We start from the raw sequence: 12,224 nt of genomic DNA, 5'->3' as shown, positions 1-12,224 counted from the left end.
CGCCGGCTCTGCTGGAATTGCCTGATCTAGAGGGCCCGGTCCGGTGACCAACCACCACCGGCCGGACGGGCAGCAAACAGGCCCACGGACGTCCTCAAACATTTTTTGGAAGCTCTGAGAGGAAGATCGGTGAGCCCGACCCGGGTGACTGCCAGCGAGAACCCGCTGCGCGACGACCGTGACCGCAGGCTCCCCAGGATCGCCGGGCCCTCCAGCCTGGTGATGTTCGGGGTCACCGGCGACCTGGCCCGCAAGAAGCTGATGCCGGCCATCTATGACCTGGCCAACCGCGGCCTGCTGCCGCCGGGCTTCTCCCTGGTCGGCTACGGCCGCCGGGAGTGGTCGGACGCCGAGTTCGCCGAGCAGGTGCGCTCGTCGGTCAGCCGCTACGCGCGTACGCCGTTCCGCACCGAGGTGTGGGACCAGCTGGCCGAGGGCCTGCGCTTCGTCACCGGCAACTTCGACGACGACGCCGCGTTCGACCGGCTCGCCGAGGTGTTGCGCGAGCTCGACTCCAGCCGCGGCACGGCCGGCAACCACGCCTTCTACCTGTCGATCCCGCCGAGCGCGTTCCCGGTGGTGACCAAGCAGCTCGCGCGGGCCGGACTGTCGGAGCAGGACGGTGACTCCTGGCGCCGCGTGGTGATCGAGAAGCCGTTCGGCCACGACCTGCAGTCCGCGCGGGAGCTGAACCAGGTGGTGGAGTCGGTGTTCCCGGCCGACTCGGTCTTCCGGATCGACCACTACCTGGGCAAGGAGACGGTGCAGAACCTGCTGGCGCTGCGCTTCGCCAACCAGCTGTGGGAGCCGATCTGGAACTCCCACTACGTCGACCACGTGCAGATCACCATGGCCGAGGACATCGGCATCGGCGGCCGGGCCGGCTACTACGACGGCATCGGCGCGGCCCGCGACGTGATCCAGAACCACCTGCTCCAGCTGCTCGCGCTGACCGCGATGGAGGAGCCGATCTCCTTCGACGCCAAGGACCTGCGGGCCGAGAAGGAGAAGGTGCTCTCGGCCGTGCGGGTGCCCGCCGACCTGGACACCGCGGCCGCCCGCGGCCAGTACTCGGCCGGCTACCAGGGCAACGAGGCGGTGGCCGGGTTCCTCGAGGAGGACGGCATCGCACCGGACTCGATCACCGAGACCTTCGCCGCGCTGCGCCTGGACATCGACACCCGCCGCTGGGCCGGGGTGCCGTTCTACCTGCGGGCCGGCAAGCGCCTGGGCCGCCGCGTCACCGAGATCGCGGTGGTGTTCAAGCGGGCGCCGTTCCTGCCCTTCGACAACACCGCCACCGGTGAGCTGGGTCAGAACGCCATCGTCATCCGGGTCCAGCCGGACGAGGGCGTGACCATCCGCTTCGGTTCCAAGGTGCCCGGGACGGCGATGGAGGTGCGCGACGTGAACATGGACTTCAGCTACGGCGAGTCGTTCACCGAGTCCTCCCCCGAGGCCTACGAGCGGCTGATCCTCGACGTCCTGCTCGGCGACCCGCCGCTGTTCCCGCGGCACGAGGAGGTCGAGCTCTCCTGGAAGATCCTCGACCCGTTCACCAAGCACTGGGAGAGCAGCGCCAAGCAGCCGGAGGCGTACTACCCCGGCCAGTGGGGCCCGACCTCGGCCCACGACATGCTCGCGCGCGACGGACGTAGCTGGAGGGTCCCGTGATCGTCGATCTGCCCAACACCACCACCAACGAGGTCAGCAAGCGGCTGGTCGAGGCGCGCGGCGAGAGCGGCGCGGTCGCCCTCGGCCGGGTGCTCACGCTGATCCTGGTCACCGACGAGGCCGGCGCGAACGACGCGATCGGCACCGCCAACGACGCCAGCCGCGAGCACCCCTCCCGGGTCCTGGTGATCGTCCGCGGCTCGACCGAGGGCGAGTCGCGGCTGGACTCGCAGATCCGGGTCGGCGGTGACGCCGGGGCCAGCGAGGTGATCGTGCTGCGCCTGTTCGGTGAGCTCGCCGAGCACGGTTCCGCGCTGGTCACGCCGCTGCTGCTGCCGGACGCGCCGGTCGTGGTCTGGTGGGCCGGCGAGCCCCCGGCCGACCCGACGAGCGAGCGGATCGGCACGATGGCCACCCGCCGGATCGTGGACACGGCCAAGGCCGCCGACCCCGCCGCGGCGCTGCAGCAGCTGTCCAAGGTGGTCGCCCCCGGCACCACCGACCTGTCCTGGAGCCGGCTGACCCGCTGGCGCGCGCTCCTGGCGGCCGCCCTCGACCAGCCTCCGTTCGAGGAGGTCACCGAGGCCGTGGTGCGCGGCGCGTCGGACAAGCCGAGCGTCGAGCTGATGGCCGCCTGGCTGGCCTTCGCGCTGGACTGCCCGGTGCGGGTGGAGCACACCGAGCCCGGCACCGGCATGGTCGGCGTGCACCTGGTCCGGGCCTCGGGCGAGGTCTCGATCGTGCGGGAGGACGGCACGGTGGCGACGATGACGCAGCCGGGTCAGCCCGTGCGGCGGGTGGCGCTGCACCGGCGTACCGACGTGGACGCGCTGACCGAGGAGCTGCGGCGGCTGGACCCCGACGAACTGTTCTCCGACGTCCTGACCAAGGGCCTGCCCAAGGTCGGGGCGGTGGTCGGCGCATGAGCACCCCCGAGAAGATCGTCCTGGCCGACGGTCAGCAGCTGGCCGCCGCCGCGGCCGCCCGGCTGATCACCGTCGTGGTGGATGCCCAGGCCGCCCGTGGCCAGGCTCACGTCGTGCTCCCCGGCGGGTCGAACGGCGGTGCCCTGCTGAAGGCCGTCGCCGCCTCCCCCGCCCGCGACGCGGTCGACTGGAGCCGGGTGGACCTGTGGTGGGGAGACGAGCGTTTCCTGCCCGCCGGCGACCCGGAGCGCAACGAGACGCAGGCCCGCGAGTACCTGCTCGACGCGCTGCCTCTGGAGCCCGAGCGGGTCCACGTGATGGCCCCGTCGGACGGCTCGTTCGGCGATGACGTGGACGCTGCGGCGGCCGCGTACGCCGCTGAGCTGGCCGAGGCCGCGCCTGGCGATGAAGTGGTCCCGGCCTTCGACGTGCTGATGCTCGGCGTCGGTCCGGACGGTCACGTCGCCTCCCTGTTCCCCGGGCACCCGGGGTACGCGGTGACGTCGGGTACGGCCATCGCGGTGCGCGAGTCGCCGAAGCCGCCGCCGGTGCGCATTTCGCTCACCCTGGGGGCCATTTCGGCTGCGCGTCAGGTGTGGTTGCTCGCCGGAGGCGAGGGGAAGGCGGAGGCCGTCGCCGGCGCCCTGGGCGAGGTCGACCTGCCCGCCGGAGCCGTGCGCGGCACCGAGCGCACGCTGTGGCTGCTCGACCAGGCTGCGGCTTCAAAGCTGTAGGAGCCGTTGCGAACTGAGGACGTCGGTGAGCACCTTGGGTGCCCACCGACGTCCTTTCGTTTGGTCGGCATTCTTGCTCTTCATCCGATTATCCGGATCCGCATCGGCTTTTCCGTTGTAGTCTTGGCCTGGACCACCTCCCCCGAACGGGCCTTGACCACCGAGAAGGAGATGTACATGCTCATGTACATGGCCGGCGAGATCGACGATGTCCAGGTGTCCATGGCGCAGGCTCGCGCCAACTTCCGCGAACTCCTGGACAACGTCAAGGCGACCCACGCCCGGTACCGGATCACCCGCAACGGCGAGGTGGACGCTGTTCTGATGTCGATCGACGACCTGGAAGCCCTGGAAGAGACTCTCGAGATCTTGAGCGACCCCGACGAGGTGGCCGCCATCCGGGAAGGGCTTGCCGACATCGAGGCCGGCGACACCCGTACCATCGCCGAGGTGCGCAGAGAGCTCGGCCTGTGACCTATCGGGTCATCCTGGCCGCGTCGGCTCAGCGGGACCTGGCCAAGCTTCCGGACAAGGTCCTGCCCGCGGTTCTCGAGTTCATCGAAGGCCCTCTGACCCAGAATCCCCAACGCGTCGGCAAACCGCTGGTCAACGACCTACACGGCCTGCGCTCGGCTCGCCGAGGCTCTTTCCGCGTCATCTACCGGATCGCCGAAGCGGTCGTCGAGGTTCAGGTGGTGCGCATTCGGCACCGTCGCGACGCCTACCGCTCGAGCTGACAGCACTTTCAGGCTCAGCCCCGACCGCGCAGGCCCAGCGAGAAAGTGCCCGGGCCGACGCCGGTGAGCTTGCGGGTGTACTGCTTGAGGTAGGTGTCGAGGAACGGTGAGCGGTCGCCCTGGGTGGGCCGGTCGGCCGCGGGGTTCTGCAGGGCCAGGGTCAGGCGGGCCTTGGACACCTGAATCGTGTTGCCGCTTGGGGTGTCTCGCCAGTTGCCGCTGCCGATCGTGCCGATCTGGACGCCGAGCTGGTGGCCGGCCTCGAGGGTCCGGTCGGTGGACTTCAGGTCGAACGAGACCTTGCCGGCCTTCTCGATCAGGGCCACGTTCTCGTCGAACATCACCGCGGTGCCGTCGGGAGCCACGTCCCACAGCTGCACCAGCACGTTGCCGGTGGCGCCGGCGCGCAGGGTGATCTGCGGGGTGGCGGTGACCCGCACCCGGGCCGGAACCGGCTTCGACCAGGTGAAGAAGCGATTCACCGCCTCGGCCTTCAACTTTGCGCCCTCGTCGGTGGTGGGGGCCGGATCGGCGGCGTGTTCCATGTCCCACTGCTCAGGAGCAGGGGCGGAGCGGGCGGCCGGGTTGGTGTTGGCACCGTCGTCGAGGTACTCGCCGTTGGCCAGGTCTGCCTTCACCGTGGCCGTGGGCGTGGGCCAGGTGGCCTGTGCACGCCAGGCGCCGGTGTTGTCCTCGACGGCGTAGGCGGGGTCTTTCACCTGCGGCCGGTCGCCCCTGAGGTACTGGTCGTAGAAGCGCATGACCTCGTCGAAGAAGCCGGCCCGGCCCATCAGCAGTTGGCCCTGCTGGTTCGTCTCGTTGCCCCGCACATGTTCCCACTGCCCCAGCCAGCCTCGCTCGACGCCGCGGTGGTTGTCCAGGTACTGCTCCATCTGCTCGGGTTTGGTGTTGTTCTCGATGAACCCCTGGGTGACGAACAGCGGGGTGCTCGAGCCCGCGGCCTGGACCGCGAGATTGCGCTCACGCCAGTACTTCGAGTCCGGATCGGGCTCGTTGTTGTTGGTGATGTTGTCGGACAGGCACTCGGGGTGGCTCTTCTCGTAGGCCGCGTTGGCCTGGTAGCGCGCACTGTCGTCGGGAAGCGGCGCCATCGTGGCGATTCCGTTGTAGGCGTTGGGGGTGCCGGTGACGTTGGGCCGGGGCACCCCGTTGCTGAACAGGTAGGGGTACATGTTCCACAACGGCTCCTGGGCCACCACCGCCCTCAGCGCGGGCAGCCGCAGGTTGTTGCCGGCCAGACCGGTCACCGCGTCGTACGACTTGCCGTACATACCCACCTTGCCGGTGGACCAGGGCTGCCCGGCCGCCCACCGCACCGCGGCCTTCACATCGGCCTGCTCGCCCTTGCCCATCCAGTCCAGGCAGCCGGTGCTGCCACCGAAACCGCGCAGGTCGACCATGACGTAGGTGTAGCCCCGGGCGAAAAGACCGGTGCCGGTGGTGAAGTCCTCGAAACGGTTGGACGGGCCGGTCTGGGCCCAGTTCTCGGGGCCGGACTGACCGGCATGGCTGAAGTAGGGCCCGACCGCCAGGATCACCGGCGTTCTGGCGTGGGCGGGCAGATGCGCGGGTCGCAGCACGTCGGCGTGCAGCTCGACGCCGCTGCGGTCGGCGGACGGGAAGTACTCCTCCGTCCACACCGCGCCCTCCGGCACCCGCGGGTTCTCGGCGTGCGTGACGCCCTCGGGAGTCTCGGCCGCCCGGGCCGGCTGGGCGCCGGTCAGGGTCGCGACGCTGAGCAGCGTCGCCGCGACCACGGTGGCTGCGCCTCTGCGGATGTCCATCGAACCTCCCGAGCCATGACCGTCAGGGTGTCACGGGTGCACCATAACCTCACCGGGTCCGTTTTGGGCAATATGTTCGTTCCCGCCTTGTTCGGCCGGGATTGCGGACGGCTCGCGCAGGGAGATCACCGAGGGCAGCCGGACCGGCCGGAACAACGGGTGGGAGAAGATCGCCGGATTGAACAGCGCCTGCCAGCCCGGGGGCTCGGCCCCGGGATCCTCGAGAACGGCCAGCTCGCGCTCGGCCTGGGCCCGGTGGTCCGGGCCGAGACCGGCATTCGCCAGCGAGAAGGCCAGACAGACCAGCTCTTTGACCTCTCCCGCCGCCCGTACCTGGTCGAGGCCGGGCACAGCACCGGGATCGATCTCCTGGTAGCCGGCCAGAGCCTGGTTCAGCACCCGCGGCGGTGCGCCGTAGCGGGTCACGGCCAGGTGCAGCCAGGCGAAGTCGTCGCTGCGGGTGCCCCATCCGGCCTCGGCCCAGTCGAGGGCGAGCACTCCCCCGGTTCCGGCCACACAGTTCAGTGGGTGCAGATCACGATGGATCAGCAGTGGGCGGGGGTCGGCCTCGAGCGCGCGATTCATCCGGTTGGGCAACTCCCGCAGGAGCTTTCTCACCACGTCGGGCCGGTCGCGGAACGGATGGCCCGGCGCGGAGAGAGTTCGGGCGAACCACCCCGCCTCGATTCCGCCCAGAACATTGGCCGGACGCAGAGTGAGCATTCCAAGCGCTTTTTCGTCGGTTCCGAGCTGATGCAGGACGGCGATGAGCCGGCCCAGCGAGCGCGTAGTGAAGGGCTGGGGCCCGGTGTGGACGAACCTGCGCACCGCGACCATTGCGCTGCTGCCGTTGTCCATCTGCAGACGCAGCGGCTGCGCGGCCAGTGGTTCGGGAACGGGAATGTAAGGGATCCGCCCGCTTTCGTAGTACTCGACCGCGATGGCGTGCATAGCCACGGTGGCCTGGTGCTCCCAGGCCAGGTTCTGCTCCTCGGCCGGGGTCGGGGACAGCACGTATTTGAGGACGACGTCGGCGGGCTCGTTGCTCGCATCGGTCACCGGCGCGTGGTGGAGAGTGCGACGACGGTGCCCCGGCCCGGCCGGCAAGAACTCTCCGGTGCCGCGCGGCCGCAGCCCCAGTTCGGCCAGGCTGCGCCGCACCACCTCCGCGCTCACGCCACACCGGCCCGGCCGGTGAGCACCTGGGTGCGGCGGGCCAGCTTGTGCAGGTTGGAGTCGCGGTACAGCTGGCGCACCAGGTGTTCACCGTCGGTCCCGCGGCTGGCCGAAAGGTGCCGTAGGTAGGCCATCTCGTCGCGGAAGTCGGTGTGGTGGAGCCAGGCCGAGGGGGTCAGGTCGAGCGCCGAGAAGGCCTGGTCCCGGGACAGGTGCCAGGCCTGGTGGTGGGTGAGGGCGGCCTGCGCGGCCCGGGCGAACTCGGCCTCGCCCAGCCGGTCCCAGCGCATCAGGTGGATCGCGGTCAGCGGTGAGGGGTTGCGCCAGCGGAACGAGCCCATCTGGAAGGTCTCCGGTCGCGACCAGTTGTCCAGGATCGCCTCGTCGGCGGCCCGCTCGAACGACAGGCTCCAGGTGCCGGTCAAGGCGGCCAGATGTGCGTTGGAACCGGTTCCGACCCCCACGCTTCCGCAGATCCGGGATCCGGCCATCAGGGCCGCGAACCCGCGCAGGGTGGTGGGGTCGGACTCCTGCCACCGGCCGCCCTCGGGCAGCTGCGGCAGGTCGAGGAGGCAGTGCACCCCCGGCGTGGCCGCGGCCACCGCCAGCAGGTTCTCGGCGTTGGCCTGGTCGCCCGGCTTGACCGGCGCTGCCACCAGGACGTCGTGACCGGGCAGCGCCTGGACGATCTGACGCAGCACGGCGGCGTGCTGGCGCGGCCCGAGGCAGTTCTCGACCTCCTTGAGGACGTCGGTCTGCCGGGTGAAGGGGTTGGAGGCGCTGGGGTTGTAGATCAGGACCGGCCGGTCGCCGGGCACCAGCTCGGACAGCACCGCGGCGGCCCGCAGACGCTCCTGACGGGTGAACCGGAAAGGGGTTCCTTCACAGTCCCACTCGCCGCCCTTCTCCGGCGCGACGAGCGCGTGGGGGTGGGCGGCCCGGAAGTAGTTGAGGACATTCTTGGTCCCGCCCGCGATGCGGCGGCCCCGGGCGTGGAGGGCCCATCCCGTGTCCCAGGTGTGCAGCAGCCGCCGCACCCCGGGATCGGGCCGGTCGGCCGGCGGGAACGACGACGGCACCACCACCAGGTCGTACCCCTGCAGCGCGGCCGGGTCGAGGTCACCCACATCGAGGTGGGCGTCGAACCGGTCGTCCCGGTAGAGCGGCAGGTAGGCCGGATGACTGGCCAGGTCCATCGAGGCGCCGGGAAGGTGGGCGCCGAGCCAGCCCAGCCAGGCCGCGTGGCGCAGGAAGTCGCCCAGGTACCAGCGGTCGGTGTCGTGCAGCCACAGCACCCGAGGGCCTGGCACCCCGGCGGTCAGGGCCGCCACGCTGAGCGATTCAGGATTTTCCGGCATGGCCACGGTTATAGCGCTAGTGTTTGGGGAAATGCCAATTCGCTCGTGGGTCGCTGCTGCGAAGGGGGACGAGATTGGCCGACACATCCGCATCCGGGGCTCCGGTGCGCCTGCTCACCTGGAACGTCGAGGGAGCCCGGCAGAAGCACGCCCGTCGGCAGGCCGAGTGGCTGGCCGCGTCGCCGTACGACCTGATGGTGCTCACCGGGGTGGACGCACCCGACGGGGAACTGCTCCAGGCCCTGACCGAGGAGGGCCTGCACGTCCTGGCCTCCCCCCTCTCGGCCGCGTCGGCGTCCGACCGTGACGAGCACGTGGTGGTGGCGGCCCGTCACCACCGTCCGTCCCGGCTCGACGTCCCCCCGCCCCGCGAGCAACCGCACCGCTGCCTCGCCACCCGCCTCGAATCGTCCTCGGCCGAAACCGATCTGGTCCTGGCCGGGGTGCACGTGCCGGGGCGGGGCGGGCGTTCCCGGCGCCTGCGCGACAAGCGCGACTTCCGGCACGCCGGCCGCGTCTGGCTGCCCCGGGTGCTGGCCGCCGCCGGTGAGCGACCGCTGATCGTGGCCGGTGACCTGTTCCTGGTCGAGCCCGGCGAGGATCCCCGCTGCGCCGAACTGGCCCCGTGGGAGTGCGACTTCTACTGGTCGTGGGGCCGGATGGGCCTGACCGACGTCTACCGGGCCGTGCATCCCCGGCAGGTTGATCCGGCTCCACGCTGGTTCGGCGTCGACCAGCCGCGCGAACACCGGGCCGGGCAGATCTGGATGAGCGGGTTCCGGCCCGGGGCGGCCGAGGGCTGCCACTACGACGAGACGGTCTGCGCGGAGCGGCTCTCCACCCGGCCGGCCCTGATCGCCACCCTGAATCTCCTCGATCCCGCGGTGGAGAACGACCTGCGGCTCGCCCAGGCCTGAATCACGCCGGGCCGATGTCTACATGTCCGCGGGCCTCCGGCCGACATAGGCAGCAGATGCCCGCTGCCGCCCCGAGGACCACTGATGCCGAACGAATCCGCCCGTAAGAGCCTGGACCTGATCCTGCGGGACTCCCTGCAGGCCCTGCAGCAGCTCACCGGGGCCGAGAACTGGCAGTGCCTGCTGGTCGGGACCAGCCAGGGCACCGGCCGCGGGGCCGACCACGCGGCGGTCTACGCCTGCCCGGAACGACACGACCTGGCGATCATCTCGTTCCCGCACCGCCTGGTGGTGCAGCCCGACGTGCACGACACCTCCCGGCTGCTGCGGGTCTTCCCCCGACACCGGGTGATCGTGGCCTCGGCCGCCCACCTGACCGGCCCGATCGGCGGCCTGGAGGACCGGATGCAGCACGACCCGGTGCGGGCCCGGGAGGAACTGCTGCTGATGGTGCCCGAGCCGGGCTCGGCCAGCGGTCTGGTCGAGATCCGGATCTGCGGCGACCACAGCGGTGAGGTGGCCCGGGCCGTGGCCGAACTGCACGCCCTCAAGATCTGACCTGCCGGCTACTCCTGCTGCTGACCCTGCTCGGAACCGAACTTCGAGCGCAGGAACTCGCCCTGCAGCAGCAGCTGCTGCTCGTGGGTGTTGCGTTTCGGGCGCCGCACGAGCTCGGCCAGCCCGGCCTCGATCGTCTGGAGCTGGTCGGCCACCTCCTGGGCGGCCGGGCGCTCCCGCACCAGGGTCTGCCCGTCGGGCAGGGCCAGGAACGGCTCGAGGGTGTCCGGCAGGTAGCGCTCGACGGTGGCCTGCACCAGGTGCAGGCCCTCGCCCTGCAGTTCGCCCTCCATCAGCCGCACCAGCAGATCGTCCAGGTGCGCGTCGATCGACCCGAGGGCGGCCAGCCCTCGCGCGTCGAGCCGCCCGGAGGTGCGGGCCCGCGCGGACAGCGCCCGGTGGTCGCGGTCGAGCCGGGCGACCGGCAGCGGGGCCACCCCGGCGTCGGCCTGGGCCAGGGCCTGGGCGATCGCGCCGATCCGCTCCCGGCCCACCTTGCGGGCGTGGGCGCCGGTGAGCACCACGGCCGTGCTCAGCCCTCCGGCCAGGCCGACCAGGCCGGCGACCACCGGGCTGGTCAGCCACAGGAGCAGGCCGATCCAGGCGCTCAGGGCCCCGACCAGGACGAAGACGTTCCAGGCGGGGTCGGAGCGCTGCGAGCGGTCCGAGAGCTTCTGCAGCACGTCGGTGTAGGCGCCTGAGCGCTGGGTCAGGTGCCGGGCCTGCACGACCGGCAGCCGGGGCGCGATGCACTCGACGTCGGCCCGGGTGCGGGCCAGGTCGCGCCGCACCCGCCGCACCCCGGCGGCGGGCAGCGAGCCCTTGGCCGCCATCTCGGTGACCCTCTGGCGGGTACCGTCCAGCCGGTTCTCGGCCGCCCGGGCGGCGGCGTCCGGATCGGCCAGCAGCAGGGGCCCGGCCACGGTGCGGTAGACCCGCTCGGACACGTCGGGGGCCCGCTCGTGCAGGTGGTCGACCGCGCCCTCCAGGAGACGCCCGGCGAGCCTCGTCCCTCGCACCGGCATCGGTCCTCCCTCTCCACAGTTCTCTCGGACAGTCTCTCTCTGCACGTCCCTCCGAACCAACGTGCGCGTCCCGGCGAAGGTGCCCACCGACGTCCTCAAACCGGGCCGGCCGCGTCCAGGACCCGGATCACGTGGGCGTTCCCGCCTGTGCGCTTGGCCTCGTACATGGCCTCGTCGGCGGCCTGCAGCAGGGTGGCCGAGGTGGTGTGCACGCCGGCCACGGCGATGCCCAGGCTGGCTCCGATCGTCACGTCCGCCCCGTTGTCCAGGTGGTAGACACCGGCCACCAGCTCGATCAGACGCTCGGCCAGGGCACGCACGTCGTTCACCTCGGGCAGGCTCGGGCAGAGCACCAGGAACTCGTCCCCGCCGTAGCGGGCGCACAGGTCGGTGCGGCGCACCGCCAGCCGCAGGCGCTCGCCCACATCGCGCAGGACCTGGTCACCGGCGTCGTGGCCGTGGGTGTCGTTGACCGGTTTGAAGCGGTCGAGGTCGATGAACACGGCGGCCACGTAGCCCTCGGCGCGGTGACCGTGGCGCAGCAGGGCGGCATCGACCTGCCGCAGGGCGTACGCGCGGTTCCACAGACCGGTGACCACGTCGGTGGCGGCCTGGCTGGTGGTCGTCTCCAGGTGCCAGGCGTTGGCCAGGGCCGCCCCGAACGGGGCGGCCAGCAGGTTGAGGGTGACGCAGTCGGGCTCGCCGAAGGCGTGCGGACGGCGGCTGTACACGTTCACCACCCCGTGCACCTCACCCCCGCGCTGCAGCGGGACCGCCACCACCGAGCGGGCGCCGGTGCGCAGCACCGTGTCGGCGTGCGCCCGGGGATCGGTGTGGGTGTCGGTGCTCAGCAGCGCCTGGCTGGTGGTGAAGGCCAGGCCGGACAGGCTCAGGGCGATCGGCAGGCGCAGCCCCTCGTGCTCCCGGGCGGCCCCGCTGCCGACCCGGTACACCAGGTCGTCGCCGTCGACGGTCTGGACACAGGCCGCCTCGGCGCCGGTCAGGGCCTGGGCGCGGGCACAGATCTCCTGCATCACCTTCTGCGGCGAAAGCTCCACGTCGGCGATGGCCAGCTGGGCCGCGGCGATCGCGGCCGCCTGACGGGCGGCGCGAGCGCGTTCGGTGGTGTCCCGGATGAAGGCGTAGAACTCGCCTCCGCCGGCCTCCACCCCGGTGCCGTACTGCCCGTCGGCGCGCCAGATGGTCAGCTCGACCGGGATCAGCCGGCCGTCCTTGGCCAGGGCGTCGAGCTCGATCGGCCGGCCCAGGATCCGGGGCGGGTCGCCCCCCCCGCCCCCCCCCCCCCCCCCCCCG

Annotated in this window: 12 protein-coding genes; 7 read left to right on the top strand and 5 right to left on the bottom strand. The window is 71.4% G+C overall.

All coding sequences use genetic code 11. From position 1 onward, the window contains the following. Positions 1–129 precede the first annotated feature (129 nt). The 5 genes from zwf to LWF15_RS24490 all read left to right on the top strand — a co-directional run bounded on the left by zwf (position 130) and on the right by LWF15_RS24490 (position 4,071). Complete coding sequence (gene zwf / locus LWF15_RS24510; protein ID WP_285626818.1) at positions 130–1,674, top strand: glucose-6-phosphate dehydrogenase; 1,545 nt, start codon at positions 130–132, stop codon at positions 1,672–1,674. After that, a complete protein-coding gene (locus LWF15_RS24505; protein WP_232813269.1) occupies positions 1,671–2,600 on the top strand; it encodes a glucose-6-phosphate dehydrogenase assembly protein OpcA in 930 nt (309 codons plus the stop codon). Before zwf ends, LWF15_RS24505 begins: the two co-directional genes overlap by 4 nt. After that, on the top strand, positions 2,597–3,334 hold the full coding sequence (gene pgl / locus LWF15_RS24500; RefSeq protein WP_232813268.1) for a 6-phosphogluconolactonase: 738 nt from the start codon (positions 2,597–2,599) through the stop codon (positions 3,332–3,334). The genes LWF15_RS24505 and pgl overlap by 4 nt, the downstream gene beginning before the upstream one ends. 123 nt (positions 3,335–3,457) lie before the next feature. Beyond that, positions 3,458–3,808 carry a type II toxin-antitoxin system Phd/YefM family antitoxin gene (locus tag LWF15_RS24495; protein WP_232813267.1) on the top strand — a complete coding sequence of 117 codons (351 nt, stop codon included), beginning with the start codon at positions 3,458–3,460 and terminating at the stop codon, positions 3,806–3,808. After that, positions 3,805–4,071 carry a type II toxin-antitoxin system RelE family toxin gene (locus tag LWF15_RS24490; protein ID WP_232813266.1) on the top strand — a complete coding sequence of 89 codons (267 nt, stop codon included), beginning with the start codon at positions 3,805–3,807 and terminating at the stop codon, positions 4,069–4,071. The genes LWF15_RS24495 and LWF15_RS24490 overlap by 4 nt, the downstream gene beginning before the upstream one ends. Before the next feature lie 14 nt (positions 4,072–4,085). Here the strand turns inward: LWF15_RS24490 and LWF15_RS24485 are convergent, their stop codons facing one another. Genes LWF15_RS24485 through LWF15_RS24475 form a run of 3 tightly spaced genes read right to left on the bottom strand, consistent with a single transcriptional unit; the run spans position 4,086 to position 8,410 of the window. After that, the gene (locus LWF15_RS24485) at positions 4,086–5,876 is read right to left on the bottom strand and encodes a CocE/NonD family hydrolase (protein WP_232813265.1); all 1,791 of its coding nucleotides are present in this window, start codon (positions 5,874–5,876) and stop codon (positions 4,086–4,088) included. A 30-nt stretch (positions 5,877–5,906) separates the two neighbouring features. After that, positions 5,907–7,052 (bottom strand): phosphotransferase family protein, encoded by a 1,146-nt coding sequence (locus tag LWF15_RS24480; protein ID WP_232813264.1) that lies wholly within the window; start codon positions 7,050–7,052, stop codon positions 5,907–5,909. Beyond that, positions 7,049–8,410 (bottom strand): glycosyltransferase family 9 protein, encoded by a 1,362-nt coding sequence (locus LWF15_RS24475; protein WP_232813263.1) that lies wholly within the window; start codon positions 8,408–8,410, stop codon positions 7,049–7,051. Before LWF15_RS24475 ends, LWF15_RS24480 begins: the two co-directional genes overlap by 4 nt. A 74-nt stretch (positions 8,411–8,484) precedes the next feature. Between LWF15_RS24475 and LWF15_RS24470 the strand changes: the two genes are divergently transcribed. Together LWF15_RS24470 and LWF15_RS24465 are read left to right on the top strand one after the other, a co-directional pair. Next, a complete protein-coding gene (locus LWF15_RS24470) occupies positions 8,485–9,327 on the top strand; it encodes an endonuclease/exonuclease/phosphatase family protein (RefSeq protein ID WP_232813262.1) in 843 nt (280 codons plus the stop codon). Between the two features lie 84 nt (positions 9,328–9,411). Next, entirely contained in the window at positions 9,412–9,885 is a 474-nt protein-coding gene (locus LWF15_RS24465) for a hypothetical protein (RefSeq protein WP_232813261.1), read from the top strand. A gap of 8 nt (positions 9,886–9,893) precedes the next feature. Here LWF15_RS24465 and LWF15_RS24460 read toward each other — a convergent pair whose 3' ends face one another. Next, on the bottom strand, positions 9,894–10,910 hold the full coding sequence (locus LWF15_RS24460; RefSeq protein WP_232813260.1) for a hypothetical protein: 1,017 nt from the start codon (positions 10,908–10,910) through the stop codon (positions 9,894–9,896). 95 nt (positions 10,911–11,005) lie between these two features. Next, the coding region (locus LWF15_RS24455) for a GGDEF domain-containing protein (RefSeq protein ID WP_232813259.1) at positions 11,006–12,224 on the bottom strand (1,219 nt) is incomplete at its 5' end.

Origin of the sequence: Kineosporia rhizophila (assembly GCF_021277265.1) — a bacterium.
GTDB classification, from domain to species: domain Bacteria; phylum Actinomycetota; class Actinomycetes; order Actinomycetales; family Kineosporiaceae; genus Kineosporia; species Kineosporia rhizophila.
The sequence above is the reverse complement of the archived record's forward strand: the minus strand, read 5'-3'. Positions and strand labels throughout refer to the sequence as shown.